The organism is Ignavibacteriota bacterium (genome assembly GCA_016713565.1).
In the GTDB taxonomy this organism is placed as follows: Bacteria; Bacteroidota; Ignavibacteria; order Ignavibacteriales; family Melioribacteraceae.
The window spans coordinates 852,844-875,237 of the sequence record JADJOX010000007.1; the positions used below are offsets into that span (position 1 = coordinate 852,844).

Consider the following 22,394-nt stretch of genomic DNA (forward strand, 5'->3'; position numbering starts at 1 on the left):
TAACGTAATGAAAATATTTAATAAAATTTTATTAATAATCTTAATTATTAATTTTCCGCAATTATTTGCTCAAAGTGAGTTATCTTTTAATAAAAAAATAATTGGAGAAAATTATTTTAATAGTAGAAAATTAGTTTTAGATATCCAGGAGAATGGAATTACGAAGTACATTTTTGAAAAGGAACTTTTACCTTATCAGTCAATTCCTCAGGTATATTTAATAGACTCCGCAAAATTCTGTTTGACTTTTCCAAGTGATGGTTCGATTGAGTTTTATCAAAATAAAATAATGACTAATAAATATTTTTTCTACAAATCGCACCCAAAAAATGAACAAACTTTACACTTTGCTAATAATAGTTTTGAGTCCGCGATTTTATTTTCTGAAAATCAAAAAAACAAAATATTTATTTTTGATTTAGTTGGAAATTTAAAGGATTCAATAATTGCTGAAGATGGAATAATTTCTGGATTTACCATTTCTAACAAGAATAATTTTATTGCGTATTCATTTTATAATTGGGAAACCGAAGATATAAATAATAAATCAATTATATTTGATAGAAAGAACGATAAAATACTTGAGACCGAAGAAAAATTTTGGTGCGGAAAATTTAATTCTGATGATAATAATTTTTTAGGCTTCACAAATAAAAATTCATTTTGCTATAATATTTCAACCAAAAAACTTCTTTGGAAATCTGATTTAGCTAATGATGAGATTTACTTGGACGGAATTTGGTATAATAATAATACGTTGTTAATTAAAGCCGAAGCTCCCGAATTGAAAGATGGAAATTGGATTTATAACAAAGCTAATATTTTATCTATAAACAGTAACGGCGATGAAAATATAATTCAAATTGTTAATTCATCATTTTCAAAAATTAACTTTGAAAAAGCCCAAAACAAGATATTGCTTAAAGCTGATGAAAGATTAGTTGAATTAGAAAAATTAATTATTGACTGATTTTTAATCCTTTTTCATTGTAAAAAGTCTGTGAAACTAACGAATCTTGGGAAAAAATCTTTTCAAATTTCAATAAACCATTTTTCTGATATTCATAAAATTTACCGTCCATTTTTCCGTCTTTGAACATTCCGTAATTTCTTACTTTACCGTCTTCAAAAAATTTAGTACTTATTCCGTTGAGTAAATTATCTTTATAAACAAATTCCGATTCAATATTTCCGCTATCAAAATAAATATACTGCTTTCCATCTAACTTATCATCAAGGTAATTCAATTTAATTTCCAGAATATTATTCGATTTATAGAAATAAGATTCGCCGTTTAATTTATCATTACTATATTTTAATTTGGCTGAAATAACGCCCAAAGTATCATATTCATAAGTAATTCCGTCTTTATCTCCGTACATATAATTTACTTCTTTAAAGATAACGCCGTTTTCATAATAGTAAGTGCAAAGTGAATCGAGTTTTTCATCCCTGTAATTTAACACTGCTTTGATAAAGCCGCCCGGATAATAATATTTATTTATTCCGCTAATTTTACCTTCTTTAAAATTCAGTTCGGATTTTAAAGTGCCGTCTTCATAAAATTCTGTAAAGCTTTCTTCAAGTTTTTCAAATTTACCAACAATATCATATCTGACACGTTTTACTATTTGTCCGTTATTGTAAGTGTCAATTACTTTTATTGATTTATCGGGATAATAAAAATAAGAAGTTCCATCAAGAACTCCGTTTTTATAGTTTGCGTCTAGCGCTACGCCGCCATAATTATTATAAACTTTACTAATTCCTTCAAGTTTACCGTTAACATAATTTCTTTCCACTTCCAGCTTTCCGTTTTCAAAAAATAATTTGGAAATGCCGTTTAACTTGCCGTTTTCATACTGCCAAATACCTTGAATTGCTCCGCTTTTATAGAATGTTTTTGTAAAACCCTGCTGAACATTGTTTTCATAATGTGGAATTGACCAGATTTCTCCCGTTTCGTAATACCAAGTCGCGTCGCCTTCGAGTTTTCCGTTAACGTAATTCCAAATCATGCTTAACGAGCCATCCATAAAATACCAATTGGAAATTCCTTCTTCCTTTCCATCGATAAATTTCCATTCTTTCCATAGCGAGCCCGTATCATAAAATTCTTTATAAGTCCCATTTTTTTTGCCGTTTACATAAACGCCTTCACTTTCAAGTTTCCCATTTGGGTAATAAGTTTTCTTAATTTCACTTGATTGCGAAAATGCGAACGAGGATAATAAAATTAACAGCGGAATAATTTTGTTAAGCATAATTTTTGAATATTTTTTTATAGAATATCGAATTTTAGTGGAAACTATTTACTCAGACCAAACTTTTAAGTTTTTCTCTTATAAAATTTTCGTCTTTCACTCCAACATAAAACCCTTCAATAGTTTTTGTTCCCAAAAAAATTAGCGAAGGTGTGCCCATAATGCCAAAGGCTTTTGCAGTTTGTAAATCCTTGCTTACATCTATTGATAAAAAACAATTAAATTCATTTTTAAGTTTTTCAATTATAGGCGTCTGAACTTTGCAATTATGACAACTTGGAGAATGAAAATACAAGACACTTTTTTTATTTTTAATTTTACCGGAAATCTCAGAATTTATCATATCATAAGGAATAATTTTACCAACACTTCTTTTTGATTTCAAATACATAAAAAATTGAAATAAAATGAAAATTCCAATTAATATTATTACAACAGTAAAAAATAAATCCACAAAAAATCCTTTTTAAGCTTATAAATAAATACTATTTTACACCGGAAATATAACTAATATTTTTTTATTGATAATCGCTAATGAGTGAAAAATGTACAGTGTTGAATATAAAGTAATGTTTTCGGATACAGATCCGGGCGGAATAATGTTTTTTGCAAACTATTTTAAAATTGCTCATTTTGCGTATGAACAGTTTTTCGCGAGTTTTAATTTGAAGAAAAATTATTTTCAAAATGATGAGTTTGTTATTCCAATTATAAATTCTAATGGAGATTTTAAAGCTCCAGTCAAATTCGGCGATACAATAATCTGCGGAGTTTTTGTCGAAAAAATTGGAACCACTTCTTTTACACTTAATTATGAATTATTGGTAAACGACAGAATTGCGGCAGAAATAAAGACAACTCACGTTTTTGTAAAAAAATCAGATTTTAAGAAAGCTGAACTGCCGGAAGATTTGAAGGAATGTCTCAAGCAGCATTCAATTTAAGATTTTGCGTTAATTCTCCTTTTTAATTTTCCCCAAGGCTGTTCTCGGAAATTTTTTAACGAATAAAATTTCTTTGGGAAGTTTATATGATGCCAAATTATTTCTTAAAATTTGATAGACTCCGTTTTTAAATTTCTCAGAAGATATTCTTTCAAAAATTAAAATATATGATTCTCCCCATTTTTCATCCGCAATTTTTATTGTTTCAAATGAGTCAACATAATTATTTTGAATTACATTTCTTATTTCATTTAATGAAATATTTTCACCTCCGGAAATTATAATATCGTCTTTTCTGCCAATAATATGCAGATTGCCTTTTTCATCAATTTTGCCATGATCATTTGTAAAATATTTACCGGTTCTTAAATTATTATTTTTTTGATTTTTGTAATATGATAATGCAACTGAATCAGAAATTATTACAATCTCACCAATATTTCCATCTTTAATTTTTCTCCCGTTTTTTCCAATAATTTTTAAATCAACATTCGGGAAAGTTACACCTGCCGAAATTCCGTTTTCCTTTAAATTATTTATTTCCGCAAAAGTAACCATTGATGAAGTTTCGGTAGAACCGTAAACATTACAAATTGGAAATCCTTTTTGAATTGATTCGGATATTAAATTTTGAGCAGCGGGTCCGCCGCCGATAAATATTATTCTTAAATTTTTCCAAACATTGATTTCTTTATCCAACATTTTTTTCAGCATTGCCGGTACCAAAGAAATTAAACTAGGTTTATACTTTTTAATTGAATTAACTAATTCATTTTCCTTTAATGATGTTGGAATTGCAAGAACAGCGCCGGATAATATTGCTCTTGTAATTATCGAAAATCCGCCAATGTGAAAAAATGGAAGTGAGGCCAGCCAGATATCGGTTTCTTTATGTTTAATAAATTTATTGCTTGAATAAAAACTTGAATAAAGATTTTTATAAGTAAGTTCAACCAACTTTGGATTTCCGGTAGAGCCCGAAGAATAAATCATTACCGCGGTTTTAGATACATTAAATCTTTCAAAATCTCTAAAATTATTTTTCGATTTTAATTTATTGATTTCAAAATTTATTGTTGATTTTTCTTCCTTAAAGAGTTTATTGAAATGTTTTCCAATTGTTATAAGAAACTGCGAATCTGAATGAATAATCAAATTTTTTATTTCGTTTTCTTTCAGTCTATTATTTATTAAAATCGGAATTGCCCCAATAAACCAAAGCGCATTTATAACAATAACGAACTCCAAATTATTTTGGGAAATTATAGAAACGTGATCTTCTGATTTAATTCCCTTTTGAATAAAAAAAAGAGAAGTCAATTTCGACAATTTAAAAATCTGCGAATATGAAAACTGTTTACCGTTAGTTTTAATAAATATTTTATGCGGATTTTTTTTGAACTGCTGAACTAACCAAAAATTATTTTGTGATTTTATCTTCATGATTAAAAATTATTTTCAAAACGAAAAGTAATAAAATCTAATAGATTTGTATATGCTGAATTTAAAGAAGAATCCCAATTGCAAATAGAAAACCGTAAAAAGCCGAAAGTTTTGCGGTAAGTTCTAAAGTTTTATTAAGCTCTTTTCCAGTATAAGAAAATATCATTTTGATGAGTTTTACCGCGAGAGGCAAAGTTAATAAAGGAAGAAAAACAAACAATCTTTGGTTGTAAGTAAAGTAAACAACAAATAAAATTAAATAAGATAATATCATAAATACCAAATATTGATATTGTGTAAAGCGCCTTCCCATTTTAACCGCAAGAGTATTTTTACCAACTTCCCTATCTTCATCAATATCTCTATAATTGTTTACAACCAAAATGTTTGTAATTAATGCTCCCACTGGAATTGAAGCCCAAATTGCCAATGTCGAAACATCAACAACTTGAACATAGTATGTACCAACTGTTCCAACAACACCGAAGAAAAGAAATACAAAAACATCACCTAAGCCGTTATATGCAAGCGGATACGGACCGGCTGTATATGCTATTCCGGCAAATATGGATAAAAGTCCTATTAACAGTGTGATCCAAGTAGAAATGTATACTAAGTACAAACCTAAAATAAAAGTCGTAAAAAAAACTAAAACGATCGCTATTTTCATTTCATTAACAGTTATCAATCCGGAAGCCAAAACTCTTACCGGACCTTTTCTTGTTTCATTATCCGCACCTGACAAAAAATCATAAAGATCATTAACGAAATTTGTTCCTATTTGAATTAACATTGCACAAATCAACGCAACAGCAGCTGCAAGAAAATTTACTTTTGTTTCAAACGAGACTATAGAAGTTCCGATCAAAACTGGAACAACTGCCGCAGGTAAAGTCTTTGGTCTGCTAGCCAAAGTCCAAGTATCAAATTTTGTTAACGCTTTTAAAGTTTCAGTCATATTTTATGGTACTCGAGGAAATTTTGAAAAATCCGGCTTTCTTTTTTCGTTGTATGCTTTTTTTCCTTCTTGGGCTTCTTCGCTCATATAATAAAGCAGAGTAGCATTTCCTGCTAATTCCTGAATTCCCGTTTGTCCGTCAAGTTCCGCATTAAAAGCGGATTTCAACAATCTAATTGCAAGAGGGCTAAGTTCTAAAATTTGTTTCGCCCAGGTTATTCCTTCTTCCTCCAATTTATCAACAGGAACAACTTTGTTAACTAATCCCATTTTTTCTGCTTCTACCGCATTGTATTGTCTGCACAAATACCAAATTTCGCGAGCTTTTTTTTGTCCAACTATTCTTGCCAAATAACTTGAACCAAAACCTCCGTCAAAACTGCCGACTTTTGGTCCTGTCTGCCCGAAAATCGCATTTTCAGCTGCAATTGTCAAATCGCATACAACATGAAGAACGTGCCCTCCGCCAATTGCATAACCGGCAACCAAAGCAATTACGGGTTTAGGAATACTTCTTATTAATTTTTGAAGATCCAAAACATTTAATCTAGGAATTCCATCTCCGCCGACATAACCTTGATCACCGCGAATTTTTTGATCGCCTCCCGAGCAAAACGCGTATTTTCCATCCTTTGCGGGTCCGTAACCAGTAAGTAAAATAACTCCGATTTCGGGATCTTCCCTTGAATCCAAAAACGCGTCATACATTTCCAAAACGGTTTCCGGTCTAAACGCATTTCTTTTTTCAGGTCTGTTTATTGTAATTTTTGAAATGCCTTCATTTTTTTCATATATAATATCTTTATACTCATTAACTTTTTTCCAGTTAAAACTCATTTATTTTCCAATATATTTTGTAAAAATTTATTTATTAATTTAAGAAATTCTTCCGGTTTTTCTAAATGCGTATTGTGTCCTGCATCATGAATAATTTCCAAGTTTCCGTTTTGCAAAACCGGCAAAACTGTTCTTGCAATTTCTGTAAACTTCAAATCCAATTCTCCGGTAATAAGTAAAACTTTCATTTTAATGTTATTCGCGAACAGAAAATAATTTTTCATTTTTCCCGTACTAAAACCTATCAGCGAATTTTGCAATCCGATTTTATTATTAGAATTAATTCTTTCATTTTTAATTTGATTTAATTTTCCTTCCGATAATTTTTTTAATGATTGAAAAAGCGGTAGTTCAAACCAAAAATCTAAAAATTCATTGAGAGGCATTTCATTTAATTTTTCGGCAATTCGAATATCATTGTCTATTCTTTCAACACTTTCATTTTCATCTTTAATTCCAAATGATGTACTTTCAAGAATTAAGGCATTTACATAATTAGGAAACTCATAAGCAAAATCCAGAGCCAGTCTTCCACCCATTGAATATCCGCAAATAATAATCTCATTTAATTTAAGCTTATCAATAATTTTTTTTAAATATTGAACTTGAGAACTCGATGAATATAATTCCATATTTTCCGGTGATGAAGTTTTTCCATGCCCGATCAAATCTATAAATAACGGTGTAAAAACATTTGGAATTTTATTTTCTACAAATTTCCAATCGTTTAGATTTCCAGTAAAACCGTGCAAAAATAAAATTGGAGTTTTGGAATGAAGATTTTCAGAATCGTATTTTATATTGAATTCAATATCGTCAAATTTTAATGACATATTAATTATGAATTTCTTTTTTAATTTGCGTCCAATATTTTCTTCTAAGCGCAACTGATTTTTTTGTATCGGTTTTCAGTTCAATAACAGAAAAAACTTTTGTGGAAATAGCTTCATTAATTTTCTTGTCAAATTCTGCGTATGATTTTGGATTTGAATAATTTCCGCCGAAGCTTTTAACTAATTTGGAGAAATTTAAATTCAGCGGAGTATTAAAATAATCTTCAAAATGATCTTTGGAGTTGGCAACCGGAAGCATACTGAAAATTCCGCCGCCGTTATTATTTATCAAAATTATTATCAAAGGAATTTTAAAATCTATAAGTGATGAAAGCGCCGTTAGATTATGGTAAAATGCCAAATCGCCGATTACTAAAAATGTTTTCCGCTTTGATTGAGACGCAATTCCCGAAGCCGTAGAAATTATACCGTCAATTCCACTCGCACCGCGATTTGTAAAGACACTTAAATCATTTTTTTTCTTTGAAGCGAAATAATCAAAATCCCTGATGGGAAGACTATTACTTATAAACAAATTGGATTTATTTGGAATAAGACTTAACAATTCATTCGGCCAAAATGGTTCTAAAATAATATTCTTATTATTTAATATTGTACGTTTTATCTTTTCGGATTCTTTATCTATCTTGATAATCTTTTGTTTCCAATCATATTTATTTTGAGAATTTAGATTCTGAGTATTTAAAAACCTAAGAAATTGAGTTGGTTCATTTTCAACAATAAGCGGTTTATTTTGTGAAGGATCTTTTAAATCACCAAAAGTATTTATTAAAATTTTTTTGGCTTTCGTGTTTTCTAAAAATTTCAAAACAGACTGCGATGACGGAGCGTTGCCGAATTGTAAAATTAATTGGGTATCGTCAATAAAGTTCTGCAGAAACGCAGAATGATTTACAATTACGTTTTCATTATTCTTTTTTGTAAATCTTAAGTTACTCGTTCCGTCGGTAAAAATGGGTATATTATTTTTGCTCGAAAACTTTATCAATTCTGCATTAAAATTTTTATCGAAATTATCCCAAGCTAAGAATATTGAAACTTTGCGCGCTTCTTTAATTTTTTCAGAAATATAAGAATATTGATTCGTAATTAAGCTTGGTGCTTTCCCAATTTTATTTATTCGTATAAATATTTCAACATCAAGTACAATCTCATCGCTAAATGATTCTGGTTCCAAAGGTTTTTTAAATGGAAAATTAAAATGTATCGGTCCGGTATTATTTTCACTTCCTATTATAATTCCTTCGTCAATCTTTTTAGAATAATTATCCAAATCATTTTTTTCCAAACTTGGCAGACCAAAATCACAAAAATATCTTATATGGTTTTTATAAATATTTTCTTGATTTATTGTTTGGTTCGCCCCGGAATTTCTTAAATAATCCGGTCTATCGGCTGTACATACAATTATCGGAATTCTTTGATTATACGCTTCAATAATTGCGGGATAAAGTTCCGCGACTGCAGTCCCTGAAGTTGTAAGAAGTACAACCGGTTTTTTTATTTCCTTTGAAATTCCAAGAGCAAAAAAACCAGAAGATCTTTCATCAACTAAAATATATTTCTTAAATTTTTTATTTCCCGCAAACGCAAAAGTTAACGGTGTGTTTCTTGAGCCCGGAGAAATACAGACGTGCTTAATTCCAAATTCAGATAATTTATCAACAAATAAAGTTGACCAAAAATAATTACGATTGATAAACTTTTTCATCAATGAAAAGTGATAAGATTGGTTTAAGTTTTATTTCCGATTCTTCAAATTCCGATTGAGGTTCCGATCCTTCTACAATTCCACAGCCGGAATAAGCGAAAAGTTCATTGTTTTTAATTAGTGCCGATCTAATTGCAACGGCGAATTCACCGTTTCCCGTTAAATTAAACCACCCGATATTACCGGTATATAATCCTCGGTCATGTTTTTCAACTTTTAAAATGTAATTCTGTGCAACATCCCAGGGAGTTCCGCAAATTGCCGGAGTTGGATGAAGTTTTAACAGAACGTCAAAAAGCTTGTAATCCTTATTTAACTTTGCTTTTATCCTTGTCCACAAATGCTGAATATTAGGAAGTTTTCGTATTAGTGGTTTTTCATCAAAAGATATTTCGTCGGAAATATTTTCAATCAATTCTTTAATAAAATTTACCACCGATTGCTGCTCATTAATATTTTTTTCACTGTTAAGTAAAAATTGTTCATAAAAGTTATCTTCTTCCTGAGTTTTTCCTCTGGGCGCGGAACCAGCCAGAGCATCAATTTCTATCCAGCCGTTTGAGAATTTTGCCAACTTTTCGGGAGATGCACCAATAAATACTGACTTTCCTTTTTTATATGCATAAGTATAGCAGCGAGGAAATTTTTCACTCAACTCATTTAACAAATTAGAGAGTTTGGGTGAATCGGTCAACTTAAAATGAACTTCACGAGATAAAACAACTTTAGAAAAATAACCGCCGTTAATGTTTAGCAGCGCGTTTTCAACTTGCGATTTCCATGATTCATAAGAATTTGAATAGAAAGGATCTTCAAACTTTGCAGGTTTCAATTCATTTATTTCTTCCGAAAAAAGATCGTCTAAAAAATCAACAGTTTTTTGAATTTCATTTTCTAAATTATTTATATCGAAAGCTTTACAAATATTATAGATAATTAAATTGTTATGCTGATTTTTTAAGAATAAAATTTTAGGAATAAACCAATCCGAATCTTTATAATCATTCCATCTATTACTTTCCTGATTCGGTGAAAATTTAATTCCGCCCATAAAAATCGGTATATTTGTCAGCTCGTGTTCGTTCCAATTAGAAATAATTTTACAGTTAAAATTATTTACTTTTTCGTTTGTAATATTAAGTCTCTCCTCGCCGTTTTCTGAAATTGAGAAGATTGGATCGATGCCTAAAAATTCTTCCTTTTCATTTTGGATTTTCCAATAGAAGAAAATTTTGTCTTGTAAATATTTTGAATCAGTAAATTTTGATATTTCAAGATTATCTAACTTAAATAGGAAACTAAAAAGTGAATTTTTATCTCCATTTTCAAATAAATTTCTTGAAGAATTTAAAAAATTTATTAATTCTTTCTTAAATAATTTTATATTTTGCCGCACAATAATTTTTATAAATTTTTATAGTATTGACCAAGTAATATAGTTTTAATTTACCGAGCTTTCAACAAAATATTGATATATATATGAGAGAAGAAGAAATAGAAATTAATGGTAATTCGTATAAATACGAAATGCGTAAGTATGAATCTGCTAGAAATATTAAGATAAAGATTAATAAAGAAGGCATTATTAAAGTTTCCTTGCCGAATTATGTTTCATACTTGGCGGCTCGAAAAATTGTAGCCAATAATCAGAAATGGATCTTAAAAAAAATTAACGATTTGCAATTTCAAAAGAAGTACTATTATTTAGGTAATAATATTGATTTAATAAAAAAAGAATATTCCAATAATAAAAATTTGAAATATACGTTAAAAAAAGATAAATTAATAATCCTGAAAAATGCTGATGATGTAATTTCCGATAATGAACTGTTTTTGAAATGGTTGAAGTTACAAGCTGAAGAGTATATTCCAAAACGAGTTGAAAAATTAGCAAAGCTGCATAATTTTGAATATTCAAAATTACAGCTTAAAAATTTGAATACACGTTGGGGAAGTTGTTCTATGAAAAAAATATTGTCATTAAATGTAAAACTTATGTATTTTAATCGTAAGGTTATAGATTATGTGATTATTCATGAATTATGTCACCTAAAAGAAATGAATCATTCGGCAAAGTTTTGGAAATTGGTTCAAAATATAATTCCTGAATATGAAATATATAGAAGAGAATTAAGTAAAATAATCCTATAATCGTAGAGGGGGTTCTATGGCAAAATCAACAAAAGAGCAGCAAATCATCGAGCTTTATAATCTAGTTGGAAAAGCTCATGATAAGTTAAAAAAAGTTCAATCAAAACATTTAGGAGCTGAAAAACTAACTGCACCGCAATTTGGCGTTTTAGATGTTTTGATGAAGAACGGATCTATTCCTTTGAAGAAAATTAGCGACGAGCTATTAGTAACCGGCGCTAACATAACTTGCGTTATGGATAACTTGGAAAAAGAAGACCTGGTTAGAAGAGTTCATTCTAAAACAGACAGAAGAGTTATTAATGCAGAGTTAACTCCAAAGGGAAAACAAAAATTGGATAAAATTTATCCTGAACATGTTAAAAGTCTCAACGAAGTTTCTAAGAAATTAACAGAAGTTGAACTTAAACAGTTAACAGCTTTGCTGGATAAATTAGCATCTTAATTTTTAAAAACAATTCCAATCCATTCATCTTGTTGAAGGAATTCTAAAGCAGTAAACCCAATTTGGGTATACTGCTTTTTTATTTCATCATAATCGGATTCCAACAATCCGCTTAAAATTAAAATGCAGTTTTCTACGCAGACATTTTTTATTTGATTATAAATGCTTAATAAAATATGCTTATTTATGTTGGCTACAACTAAATCGAATTTTAATTCTTTAACTTTATCAATTTCGCCGTTTATTATTTCAACATTTTTAACTTCGTTTCGTTCAATATTTTCTTGAGCATTAATGTAACACCATTCATCATTGTCAATACAAATTACGTTTTCAGCGCCCAATTTAGAAGCCGCAATCCCTAAAATTCCGGTTCCGCTTCCTAAATCCAAGACCAATTTTTTATTATCGGCATATTTTTCCAATAATCTTAAAACAATTTTTGTTGTTTGATGTTCACCTGTTCCGAATGACATTTTGGGATCAATGGTTAAAATTATTTGACCGGGTTTTGCATTATATTCTTTAAAGGTTGGTTTAATCACAAGCTTTTCCGTTACTTCAATAACGTTAATTTTCTTTTCCCATTCCTCATTCCAATTTTTGCCTTCAACGTTTTCAACTTCAACGGAAAAATAATTTAAAAGATTTTGACGTTTTAATTCATTTAGTGAAACTTCTATTTTCTCAATATCCAATTCAGAATCTTCATAAACAAAAGCAGTTAAATAATTATCATATTCATTTATTCCAAGAATTTCCAAATTCCACAAATTACCGGATAATAAATCAATATTAAACGGATCGGCTTTAATAATAAATTGTTTGTAATTTTTCATTTGATTTAAATATTAAATTATAAACTAAGTTCACTTAAAAATGTACAAATTCTGTCTTGAATATTCCTTGCTTTTTTCGAACTTCCAATAAAATTTTGGATCATAATTGAAAATGTAATATCATGAGAGTTTGCCGATTTTAAATATCCTGATAATGAACTAACACCGCTTAAAGTCCCGGTTTTAGCGTTTACGTTTTTATAAGCTTTTGTATCTTTCATTCTGCTTGATAATGTACCGTCAACTCCCGAGAGCGGAAATGAATTTTTTAAAACTTCATAATTATCTGTGGAATTTTGAAACATATATTTTAATAAATCAACCAATAATTCAGTCGTAATTAAATTATAACGTGAAATGCCGGATCCATCGGCAAGCACGTAATCATTAGAGTTTAACCCTGTTTTATTAATTAAGCTATCAATTATCTTAATACCGTTTTGGGCTGATGCTGGATTACCTAAATTCTTTAGCGCAATTGCTCTCAATGTCATTTCGGCGCTTAAGTTATCACTTTCTTTATTAAGATTTACAATTACGTCTTTTAATTTTCTCTCGCGAGTATAGATCAGTTTTGCAAACTGAGGCGCAGTTGCTGTATCAAGTTTTCCTAAAAATTCAACATTTTGCTTCTCTAATTTTTCTTTCAATAAATACAAAAAGTATAATTCCGGATTAACGATATTAATTTTGACAGTATCTTTTTTACTGTTACTTGAAAGGCTTCCTTTTATTAAAATTTCGTTTCCGCGTGACTGCCAGTCGCGTGTAATTTCAAAATCTTCTGTAGCATTTTCTTTCGTTATTGAATTATTTAATACATCGAAATAATTTGTTTCTGGAATTATTTTATAATTTACTTCTTTATTTATTTCACCTGGTTCATATTCAATCTGAACGCATGCATCGTTAATTATCAACGGAGTTAAATAAGGAAAATCAGACGAAGGATCATCGTCCCACATCCAACCGCTTCCCCAAAAAAGTGAATCCATATTCGAAACATCGCCGTATATATTTCCGCGAATTTCTTTTATACCATAATTAACAATTTTCAACACTAAAGAATCCAGATCATCGGTTGTAAAATCCGGATCGAAACCGCCTTTTACATATATATCTCCATAGCAAATTGAATCCATCACAATTCCGTTATGAAAAACAGAAGTTTGGAAACTGTAATCTGTACCCAAAAATTCCAACGCTGTTGTGGTGGTTAATATTTTCATATTTGACGCGGGAGTTAAAAGCAGCTTTTCATTTTTTTGAAAAAGAATTTTATTATCCGTGAGATCATAAATTGAAACAGCCAGCATTGATGATTTCAAAAAATCATCTTTGTATATTTCATTAATTTCATCTTCAATTTGCTTATTGAAATTTTGCGCAAATATTGAGGTTGAAAAAAATAAAAATGCAAATAGAAATTCAGTGTTTTTTTTCATTAAAAATACTCTCGCTCTCTAAATTCAACGCCAATTTGATTTAATACAAAATCTTTCGCTTTTTCTTTATCAACTTCATCCAAGCCAACAATTGACAAAACAACTCTTGTATAACTTTTTGCTTTTTGAGCAAAATCTATCATTTCTTTGTGTAATTCGGGAGAAACTCTCATTAACTCCGCATACTGATTTGGATCGGTAGAATTAAGACTTATTGAAACTACATCAATTAGTCCGGCAAGTTCAGGAGTAATATCTCTTTTATTTATAAAATTTCCATGTCCATCTGTATTGATTCTGGTTTTTCCACCGTTATCCTTCACATACTTCGCAATCTGTTTTACAACGTCCCATCTGATTGTAGGTTCGCCATATCCGCAGAATACTATTTCATTATATTTTTTGGGATCGCCTATTTCACTAATATAGACGTCAGCTTCAGGTTCTTCGGATTTATTCATTTTTAAATTATAACCTTTCATAACAGCTTCGCCTTTTCTATCGCAAAAAACACAATCGGCGTTGCATCTGTTCGTTACATTTATGTAGAGCGAATTACCGATTTTATAAGTATAACTGACTTTTGCTTTTTCACCAATTCCATAAAGTCGATGCACATTATAATTTGTAATTCTCGAAACATCATCTAACGAAGTATTTTTTATTTCAGCAACAGTTTCTGCTATCAAAGGTATATAAGATGGCTCGTTTCTTTGTCCGCGGTACGGAACGGGAGTCATAAACGGAGAATCAGTTTCAAGAAGCAAATTTTCCAATGAAACACTTTTTAATATTTCTCTAAGATTATCTGCTTTTTTAAAAGTTATATTTCCGGTAAAAGATAAATAGTGTCCCATTGCCGTCAGTTCTGCGGCATCATTTTTACTGCCGGCAAAGCAATGAAAATGACATCTTAAATTAGTGTTTAAGTATGATCTTATAATTGTCATAATATCATCATTTGATTCTCTATTATGCACAATTATAGGTTTATTAACTTTCAACGCCAATTCAATTTGAGCTTTAAAAGCTTTTATTTGAATTTCTTTAGGTGAAAAATCATAATAATAATCCAACCCAATTTCGCCAATTGCGACAACTTTTGGATGCTTGGAAAATTCTTCTAAAATTTCAATATCAGAATCTTGCCATTCTTTTGTATCATGAGGATGAACGCCTACGGCAGCGTAAATTCCATCAAATTGCTCGGCTAATTCTATTGCTTTTTTAGAAGTCCCAAGATCTGTACCTGGAACCAATATATATTTAACACCGGCAAGTTTTGCTCTTTCTACAATTTGCTCAAGTTCTCCTTCAAAATTTGGATAAAACATATGAGCGTGTGTATCTACAAACATTTTTTCTCCTATCTAAATCTGAAGCACTTAATCAATTTCACCAATTACAATTGGATTTTCATTCAGATTTCTGCACAGATTTTGAATTTCACTTAAATCACTTTTGTTTATAATTGCTACTAAACCGATTCCAATGTTAAAAACCATTCTCATTTCTTCATCATCAATATTTCCGGTGTTTTGAATAAGATTAAAAATTGCCGGAACTTTCCAAGTATTCCAATCAATATTTATTTTAAGTTCTTGTGGAACTACACGTTTAGTGTTTCCAATAATTCCACCGCCGGTAATATGTGAAAAGGCTTTTATATCAAAATTTTGAATTAAGTTTTGAATTATATGCAAATATGATCTGTGAACTTTCAGCAGCTCAGTTTTTAAATTTGAATTTATTTCCGGAATTTTTTCGTCAAGATTATACTTCGAAAATAATACTTTACGAGCAAGTGAATAACCGTTTGTGTGAAGTCCGTTCGATTCAAATCCAATTAGTAAATTTCCCTTTTGAATATTTTTGCCATCAATTATTTTTGTTTTATCAACAACGCCAACAATTGTTCCTGATAGATCATAATCTTTTTCATTATAAAGTCCGGGCATTTCAGCTGTTTCCCCGCCAATTAAAGCAACATTGTTTTCTCTGCACGCTTTTGCAAATCCGCTTACAATATCAGCGGCAATATTTGCATTTAATTTTCCGAAAGCCATGTAATCCATAAAATATTTTGGTTTAGCTCCGCAGACGGCAATATCATTTACACAATGATTAACCAAATCTTGTCCAACCGTGTCATGAATTCCGGCATCAATCGCAACTTTTAATTTTGTCCCAACTCCATCAACACTGGAAACAAGAACCGGATTTTTACATTCATTTAGGTCAATTTCGTAAAAAGCCCCAAAATGACCAATTCCGGAAAGAACATTTTTATTAAATGTTGAATTGACTAATAATTTAATTTTTTCTACTGTTTCATCTCCGGTTTTTATATCTACACCGGAATCTTTATAACTATTTTTCAATCTAACTATTTCCTTAATATTTATAGAATTATATTTTGAAACATGTTTTATGTATATATGGTACAACGAGTTTAAATAATAATTTTTTTATACTTGCAATTTAACGTAATTATGTGAATTTTTTTAGGGATTTTGATAATTTTGTAAGTTTATTTAATAATAACTTTGTAAATGAATTCATCTGAATTAAAAGAACGCGAAAAATCTATATTAAGATATGTGATTCATCAATTTATTCTGACCGCAAATCCGGTCGGATCACGTAATCTTTCAAAAAAATTTGGTATTGGGTATTCTCCTGCTACTATCAGAAATATTATGTCGGATTTAGAAGATTCCGGTTTACTCGGACATCCGCATACTTCTGCCGGAAGAATTCCAACCGATTTGGGTTATAGATATTATGTTAATTCATTAATGGATTCGCCGAAACTAAATCCGTCAGAAGTTGATTTCATTGAATCTCAGCTTGAACAGTTGACATTTGATACAAATGAAATTCTTAAAGTTACTTCATCAATTTTAAGCAGTTTAACAAATCAGCTGGCTTATGTAAGTTATCCGAAATTTGGCAACGCCGTTTTGGAAAAATTAAGATTGGTTGAAGTTTCTAGCTCAAGAATTTTAGTCGTGATTACTATTAACTCCGGAATGATAAGAACAATAACTTTAGAAATTGAATCGGGATTTGAGAGAAAGAGTTTAAAGACAATAGAAAGGCTTCTTAACGAAAGACTTTCGGGATTAACATTTTCAGAAATTAGAGATACAATTAAAGAAAGAATAAAAAGTGTATCTTCATCGGAATTTAAACCCGTTATTCGTGTTTTTTTAGATTCCGTACCTGAAATATTTACTGATGTTAGATCAAATGAAGATTCTATAATTACCGGAACAAAAAATTTATTAACACAGCCGGAATTTATTGATCACAAGAAATTAAGCAGCATAATAGAATTGATAGAAGATAAAGACATAATCATTCACTTTATGGATGAAAATGTTATTAAAAATTCAGGAGAAATTTCGATAACAATAGGAAGTGAAAGCAAAGAAGAAAAACTTAATGATTACAGTATAATAATTAAAGAATATAATATTGGCCAAGTAGCCGGAAGCATTGGAATTATTGGACCAAAACGAATGAGGTATTCTCATACAATTGCCGCCGTTGTTGAAATGGCGGAAGTCTTATCAAAAATTTTTAATAAGTAATTAAATAATCAGAGGAAATTAATGAGTGATATACAACCAGAAAATAACGAAGAATTAAAAAATTCAGTTGAACCTAATGATGCAGCCAATGAAAAAACAGAGGAACCGACTGAAGAAATAAAAATAGAATCAGCTGAAGAAAAAGTTGAAGAGATAAATAAAATAAGTGAATTAGAAGATAAAATTAAATCGCTTCAAGATACATTGCTTAGAAAAGCCGCGGATTTTGAAAATTATAAAAGAAGAACCGAAAATGATCAATTGAATTTATTGAAATATGCCGCGGAATCTTTCATTTTAAAAGTACTTCCAATTTATGATGATTTAAATAGATCCGTACAGCATTTGGGCGAAGATAGTTTTGAATCAGTTAAAGAAGGCTTGAAATTAATTTTCGATAAGTTTACTAAAATACTTGAAGAACAAGGCATAAAAAAAATAGATGCCAAAGGTCAGGAATTTAATGTTGAATTTCATGAAGCTTTATTGCAGCAACCTTCAAAAGAATTTCCGGCAAACACCGTAATTGAAGAAGTTGATCCGGGCTATATTTATAAGGATAGAGTTATTAAACATTCAAAAGTAATTGTAAGCAAAGAAGTTGAAGAGTAGAAATATTGATTAATATGAATTTGAAATCGGGAAAAATATAAATGAATAAAAGAGATTATTACGAAATACTGGGTGTATCAAAAGATGCATCGAATGATGAAATTAAAAAAGCGTATAGAAAATTGGCAATGCAGTTTCATCCGGATAAAAATCCGGATGATAAATCTGCTGAAGAAAAATTTAAAGAAGCCGCTGAAGCATACGAAGTATTGAGCAATGCCGACAAACGAGCAAAGTATGATAGATTTGGACACAATGGATTAAGAGGCGGACAAGATTTTCACAGTTATCAAAATGTTAACGACATATTCAGTCATTTCTCAGATATATTCGGCGGAGGTTTTGGCGGGTCTTCAATTTTTGATGATCTATTTAATACCGGCAGATCAAGCAGAGGCAGACAAAGTTCTTCCGGAACTCCGGGTTCTGATTTAAAGGTTTCATTAAAATTGACTTTGGAAGAAATTGCTTCTGGTGTGTCTAAAACAATTAAAATTAAAAAACATTCCCAATGTACAACATGCAATGGAACCGGAGCCAACAGCAGCAATGGTTTTAAGACTTGTACAGTTTGCAACGGCGCTGGTGAAGTTAGAGAAGTTTCACGTTCTATTTTCGGTCAGTTTGTAAATATTTCCGTTTGTCATAATTGTAAAGGAACCGGTAAAATAATATCAGATCCTTGCAAAACATGTTCCGGTGACGGCAGAGTGTATGAAGAATCAAAAATTAAAGTTAACGTACCGGCCGGAGTAATGAATAATAGTTATATGACTATGAGAGGAGAAGGCAATGCCGGTAAAAACGGCGGACCTGCCGGAGATATAATTATAGTTTTTCAAGAACTTGAACACGAGCACTTTTTAAGAGACGGAGATGATTTAATCTATGATCTTTATCTCAGCTATCCAGATATTGTTATGGGAACTTCGATTGAAATTCCAACAATAAACGGTAGAGCCAGTTTGAAAATTGAACCCGGAACCCAGCCCGGCAAATTCTTAAAAATGAAGGGAAAAGGAATTCCCCATTTAAATCAGCATGGAGCGGGAGACCAATTAGTTCGGATTAATATTCATGTTCCGGAAAAAATAAATGCCAAAGAAAAAGAATTATTGAAAGAACTGAGCAAAATGCCAAATATAAGCGGGAAAAAATAAATAATTCATTAATTGAACATATAGTTCTATAATGCGAAATATTTTAGATTATTTTTCACATAAATTAAGTTTAACTGCACAAGAAATTAAATCTGCAATATTTATAATTTCTATTCTCTTTTTAGGCTTATTTGTGAAATTTACAAATTTGAAATTATCTGGTAGACCTGTTGATAATAATGAAGTTATTTTTTTCAAAAATTTGGAAAAAGCGATTGAAATTCAACAAAATTCAGCAGTTGAGCAAAATAAAATTATAGAAAAAAGAGTTGATTCTGACCTAGAACTTTCAGATTTTAGTGTAGAGAAATTCGATTTTAATAAGAAATTAGATAAAAATCTTAAATTAAAAAGTATTGATTTAAATTCTGCATCTGTTTCTGAATTAACAAAATTGCCTGGAATTGGACAAAAAACCGCGGAAAAAATTGTTGAATTTAGACAACAACTAAATGGTTTTAAAGTTATTGAAGATTTGCTGAAAGTTAAAGGAATTGGCAATAAAAAGTTTAATACTATAAAAAAATATTTATATATTGAAAAATAAAAATTCTATTATCCGGAGGAGAAATGAACCAAAAGAGTGAACCATGGTATATACATGCTGCGCTGTATGTAGTTATTGCTGTTCTGCTTTTTATTTTAATTAAAGTTGCAATTCTAGACCCAACCGATTTTATCGACAAAGAAAATTACTTTAAAACAGAGTCGCATTTAAGAATGGGAAATATTAGACAAGCTCAAATTTTATGGGAAAAGAAAAATAAAAAGTTTACTGATGACCTAGATGCACTAATTAGTTTTGTAAAGAATGATTCTGATGTTCAAAAAGTTATAAATGGCGTTGATACATTGACAAACAAATCTACAAACCCTTTTGAAAATTTAAGCGATGGTTTATTTGTACCGGAGTCCTTAATGTATTCGCCAAAATCTCATAAATTGTTTCTTTTGAAAATTGACACTACAACAACTGTAGATACAGTAATTAATTTGAAAGGGAAAATCGTCAGCGTTGACTCAGCAACAACTATTGGTTCGGTTTATTTTTTGGAAAGTCCTGATGGATATGGAACAATTGGAGATTTATCAAATCCAAAGTTGAAAAATTCTGCTTCTTGGGAATAAATTTTGGATGTCTGACTTAACTAATCAAGTTGGCATAAATATTTCAAATACTTCAATTCAATTAGTTGAGATAAGTAAAAAACAAAATATAGTTTATTTGGAGAATGTTGATGAGGAGTTTTTTGAAGAAAATTTAGATCCAAATTTCAAAGAACCAAAATTCATCCACATTCTTCAAAATTCATTTAATGAAATTGTTTTACGCAAACCTTTAAATACAAAGAAAGTTTCAGTCACTCTTCCATTAAATTTTTTCAAAATTTTTGAACTGCCCATAGATAAAAATTTAACCAAAAATGATCTCTCTGAATACTGCAATTGGGAATTTACAAAACTTTTTCCTACAGAAAATATAAAAGATTTCAGCTTGGAAAAAATTAACCTTGAAACTCCAACTTATCAACCGTTTTCCAGATTAATGATATACGCGATAAAAAAAGATTTGTTGAAGAGAATATTTAAATTCTGTTTAAGAAATAATCTTACCCTTAAATTGGCGGATATTTCTCACGTATCGGCAAATTCATTGTTGTTATATACAAATGCCAATTCAAATTACTTTTCATTTTGGATTGAGGATAAAAGCATTTCATTAATGTATGTAAATGACGGAAATCTGGTGTTTTCAAAATCAAAATACTATACTGATATTTCTGTTGTTCCTGTTTTTATTAAAAATATAATTTCCGAAATAGAAGATAAAAATTTATTGAAAAATAAAGTTACCGATCTTGTTTTTCTAGGTTCAACGATAAGCAATGAATTAATTAATTATTTCAATAGCATGCAGAATATCAATTTTAAAATTCTGAATTCATTTGAAGAAATGAAATTGAATATTTCACAGATTAAAAATTTTGGAAGCATAAATCCAATAAAATTCAATGCCGCGTTGGGAATTGCTCTTAGATATATCATATGAGAATAATAGCTGGAAAACTAAAAGGAAGAATAATAAAATTTCCTAAATCTGATTTAGTTAGACCAACTACAGATAAAAATAAGGAATCGATTTTTAATTATTTGAATAATAAAATAGATTTTGATGGTATAATAGGATGTGATCTTTATGCGGGAACCGGATCGCTTGGATTTGAAATTATTAGTCGCGGCGCAAAGGAAGTACATTTTGTAGAAAATAATTTTGTTGTTTATAAAAATATTTTATCAAATATTGAATTGTTGAAAATTGAAGAAAATTGCAAAACTTTTAAAATGACTTCTTTAAAATTTACAAGCTTGGAAAATCAAAATAAGTATGATCTAATAATTGCCGATCCACCGTTTTTCAAAGATGATATTTATCAAGTTGTTAAAAATATTTTGGAAAATAATATGTTGAAAGAAGATGGAATTCTATTAATAGAAAGATCAATACAAACTGAAGAAGAAGATAAGAAAAACTTTAAGATAGAACCGTTAAAAAGATTGGGCGATAGTTTAATTTATCAATTTTCTTTGTAAAGTTAAATATTTAAGAAAGAATAATATGAAAATAGTAATATATCCCGGCACATTTGATCCTGTAACAAACGGACATATAGATGTAATTAAAAGAGCTATAGATTTATTTGATAAAGTCGTTGTTACGGTAGCAAGAAATCCAATTAAATCGCCCATGTTTACCGTGGAAGAAAGATTAATTATGCTTAAGGAAAGTTTAAAAGAATTTCCAACTGTTCAAGTTGATTCTTTTGAAGGATTGGTTGTAGATCACGCTAAAGAAGTAGGCGCAATTGGCATTATTAGAGGACTTAGAGCAATAAGCGATTTTGAATATGAATTTCAAATGGCATTAATGAATAGAAAATTGTACGAAGAATTAAGAACTGTTTTTTTGATGCCTCATGAAAAATATACTTATCTAAATTCTACAATTGTAAGAAATTTAGCCCAGTTCAACAGCGATGTTTCTGATTTTGTGCCGTCAATTGTTAGTAAAATGCTGAAAGAAAAAAGCGCGATTTTCAATCCCAAGCAAGATATTAGAGATCAATAGTTTATTTT

The 22,394-nt window shown here is 29.9% G+C and carries 24 protein-coding genes; 12 read left to right on the forward strand and 12 right to left on the reverse strand.

Annotated elements, in window-relative coordinates:
• Nucleotides 1-7: 7 nt before the first annotated feature.
• A complete protein-coding gene (locus IPK06_11060) occupies nucleotides 8-970 on the forward strand; it encodes a hypothetical protein (protein MBK7980508.1) in 963 nt (320 codons plus the stop codon).
• On the opposite strand, the gene IPK06_11065 is transcribed toward IPK06_11060, so the two are convergent.
• Together IPK06_11065 and IPK06_11070 are read right to left on the reverse strand one after the other, a co-directional pair.
• On the reverse strand, nucleotides 960-2,264 hold the full coding sequence (locus IPK06_11065; GenBank protein MBK7980509.1) for a toxin-antitoxin system YwqK family antitoxin: 1,305 nt from the start codon (nucleotides 2,262-2,264) through the stop codon (nucleotides 960-962). The genes IPK06_11060 and IPK06_11065 overlap by 11 nt on opposite strands.
• 52 nt (nucleotides 2,265-2,316) lie before the next feature.
• On the reverse strand, nucleotides 2,317-2,718 hold the full coding sequence (locus IPK06_11070) for a thioredoxin family protein (protein ID MBK7980510.1): 402 nt from the start codon (nucleotides 2,716-2,718) through the stop codon (nucleotides 2,317-2,319).
• 91 nt (nucleotides 2,719-2,809) lie between these two features.
• On the opposite strand from IPK06_11070, the gene IPK06_11075 reads away from it, so the two are divergent.
• Nucleotides 2,810-3,208, forward strand: coding sequence for an acyl-CoA thioesterase (locus IPK06_11075; protein MBK7980511.1), 399 nt, complete (start codon nucleotides 2,810-2,812; stop codon nucleotides 3,206-3,208).
• A gap of 9 nt (nucleotides 3,209-3,217) precedes the next feature.
• Here IPK06_11075 and IPK06_11080 read toward each other — a convergent pair whose 3' ends face one another.
• From IPK06_11080 to IPK06_11105, 6 genes are all read right to left on the reverse strand, one after another.
• Complete coding sequence (locus IPK06_11080) at nucleotides 3,218-4,651, reverse strand: acyl--CoA ligase (protein ID MBK7980512.1); 1,434 nt, start codon at nucleotides 4,649-4,651, stop codon at nucleotides 3,218-3,220.
• 61 nt (nucleotides 4,652-4,712) lie between these two features.
• On the reverse strand, nucleotides 4,713-5,609 hold the full coding sequence (locus IPK06_11085) for a 1,4-dihydroxy-2-naphthoate polyprenyltransferase (GenBank protein ID MBK7980513.1): 897 nt from the start codon (nucleotides 5,607-5,609) through the stop codon (nucleotides 4,713-4,715).
• Nucleotides 5,610-5,612: 3 nt separating this feature from the next.
• A complete protein-coding gene (gene menB, locus IPK06_11090) occupies nucleotides 5,613-6,446 on the reverse strand; it encodes a 1,4-dihydroxy-2-naphthoyl-CoA synthase (protein MBK7980514.1) in 834 nt (277 codons plus the stop codon).
• On the reverse strand, nucleotides 6,443-7,279 hold the full coding sequence (gene menH / locus IPK06_11095) for a 2-succinyl-6-hydroxy-2,4-cyclohexadiene-1-carboxylate synthase (GenBank protein MBK7980515.1): 837 nt from the start codon (nucleotides 7,277-7,279) through the stop codon (nucleotides 6,443-6,445). The genes menB and menH overlap by 4 nt, the downstream gene beginning before the upstream one ends.
• A 1-nt stretch (nucleotide 7,280) precedes the next feature.
• Nucleotides 7,281-9,011 (reverse strand): 2-succinyl-5-enolpyruvyl-6-hydroxy-3-cyclohexene-1-carboxylic-acid synthase, encoded by a 1,731-nt coding sequence (gene menD, locus IPK06_11100; GenBank protein ID MBK7980516.1) that lies wholly within the window; start codon nucleotides 9,009-9,011, stop codon nucleotides 7,281-7,283.
• Nucleotides 8,989-10,407, reverse strand: a complete 1,419-nt coding sequence (locus IPK06_11105; protein MBK7980517.1) for an isochorismate synthase — start codon at nucleotides 10,405-10,407, stop codon at nucleotides 8,989-8,991. The genes menD and IPK06_11105 overlap by 23 nt, the downstream gene beginning before the upstream one ends.
• A gap of 83 nt (nucleotides 10,408-10,490) precedes the next feature.
• Here IPK06_11105 and IPK06_11110 point away from each other — a divergent pair, with 83 nt between their 5' ends.
• The gene (locus IPK06_11110) at nucleotides 10,491-11,162 is read left to right on the forward strand and encodes a M48 family metallopeptidase (protein ID MBK7980518.1); all 672 of its coding nucleotides are present in this window, start codon (nucleotides 10,491-10,493) and stop codon (nucleotides 11,160-11,162) included.
• Nucleotides 11,163-11,178: 16 nt separating this feature from the next.
• Nucleotides 11,179-11,607: a MarR family transcriptional regulator gene (locus IPK06_11115; GenBank protein ID MBK7980519.1), complete on the forward strand. Its 429-nt coding sequence runs from the start codon at nucleotides 11,179-11,181 to the stop codon at nucleotides 11,605-11,607.
• Here IPK06_11115 and prmA read toward each other — a convergent pair.
• From prmA to IPK06_11135, 4 genes are read right to left on the reverse strand one after another with little or no spacing between them, the layout of a single operon-like run.
• A complete protein-coding gene (gene prmA / locus IPK06_11120) occupies nucleotides 11,604-12,446 on the reverse strand; it encodes a 50S ribosomal protein L11 methyltransferase (protein ID MBK7980520.1) in 843 nt (280 codons plus the stop codon). The two genes, IPK06_11115 and prmA, sit on opposite strands and share 4 nt — an antisense overlap.
• A gap of 17 nt (nucleotides 12,447-12,463) precedes the next feature.
• Complete coding sequence (gene dacB / locus IPK06_11125) at nucleotides 12,464-13,891, reverse strand: D-alanyl-D-alanine carboxypeptidase/D-alanyl-D-alanine-endopeptidase (GenBank protein ID MBK7980521.1); 1,428 nt, start codon at nucleotides 13,889-13,891, stop codon at nucleotides 12,464-12,466.
• A complete protein-coding gene (locus IPK06_11130; protein ID MBK7980522.1) occupies nucleotides 13,891-15,249 on the reverse strand; it encodes a YchF/TatD family DNA exonuclease in 1,359 nt (452 codons plus the stop codon). Before IPK06_11130 ends, dacB begins: the two co-directional genes overlap by 1 nt.
• A gap of 27 nt (nucleotides 15,250-15,276) precedes the next feature.
• On the reverse strand, nucleotides 15,277-16,272 hold the full coding sequence (locus IPK06_11135; protein MBK7980523.1) for a phosphoribosylformylglycinamidine cyclo-ligase: 996 nt from the start codon (nucleotides 16,270-16,272) through the stop codon (nucleotides 15,277-15,279).
• Between the two features lie 171 nt (nucleotides 16,273-16,443).
• Between IPK06_11135 and hrcA the strand changes: the two genes are divergently transcribed.
• Genes hrcA through coaD form a run of 8 tightly spaced genes read left to right on the forward strand, consistent with a single transcriptional unit; the run spans nucleotide 16,444 to nucleotide 22,386 of the window.
• Nucleotides 16,444-17,487: a heat-inducible transcription repressor HrcA gene (hrcA, locus tag IPK06_11140; protein ID MBK7980524.1), complete on the forward strand. Its 1,044-nt coding sequence runs from the start codon at nucleotides 16,444-16,446 to the stop codon at nucleotides 17,485-17,487.
• Nucleotides 17,488-17,508: 21 nt separating this feature from the next.
• Nucleotides 17,509-18,099 (forward strand): nucleotide exchange factor GrpE, encoded by a 591-nt coding sequence (locus IPK06_11145; GenBank protein ID MBK7980525.1) that lies wholly within the window; start codon nucleotides 17,509-17,511, stop codon nucleotides 18,097-18,099.
• Nucleotides 18,100-18,140: 41 nt separating this feature from the next.
• Nucleotides 18,141-19,259 (forward strand): molecular chaperone DnaJ, encoded by a 1,119-nt coding sequence (dnaJ, locus tag IPK06_11150; GenBank protein ID MBK7980526.1) that lies wholly within the window; start codon nucleotides 18,141-18,143, stop codon nucleotides 19,257-19,259.
• A 31-nt stretch (nucleotides 19,260-19,290) separates the two neighbouring features.
• Entirely contained in the window at nucleotides 19,291-19,806 is a 516-nt protein-coding gene (locus IPK06_11155; protein MBK7980527.1) for a helix-hairpin-helix domain-containing protein, read from the forward strand.
• Nucleotides 19,807-19,829: 23 nt separating this feature from the next.
• Entirely contained in the window at nucleotides 19,830-20,387 is a 558-nt protein-coding gene (locus tag IPK06_11160) for a hypothetical protein (GenBank protein MBK7980528.1), read from the forward strand.
• A 7-nt stretch (nucleotides 20,388-20,394) separates the two neighbouring features.
• Complete coding sequence (pilM, locus tag IPK06_11165; GenBank protein MBK7980529.1) at nucleotides 20,395-21,309, forward strand: pilus assembly protein PilM; 915 nt, start codon at nucleotides 20,395-20,397, stop codon at nucleotides 21,307-21,309.
• Nucleotides 21,306-21,851, forward strand: a complete 546-nt coding sequence (rsmD, locus tag IPK06_11170; GenBank protein ID MBK7980530.1) for a 16S rRNA (guanine(966)-N(2))-methyltransferase RsmD — start codon at nucleotides 21,306-21,308, stop codon at nucleotides 21,849-21,851. The genes pilM and rsmD overlap by 4 nt, the downstream gene beginning before the upstream one ends.
• A 25-nt stretch (nucleotides 21,852-21,876) precedes the next feature.
• Nucleotides 21,877-22,386 carry a pantetheine-phosphate adenylyltransferase gene (gene coaD / locus IPK06_11175; protein ID MBK7980531.1) on the forward strand — a complete coding sequence of 170 codons (510 nt, stop codon included), beginning with the start codon at nucleotides 21,877-21,879 and terminating at the stop codon, nucleotides 22,384-22,386.
• Nucleotides 22,387-22,394 lie beyond the last annotated feature (8 nt).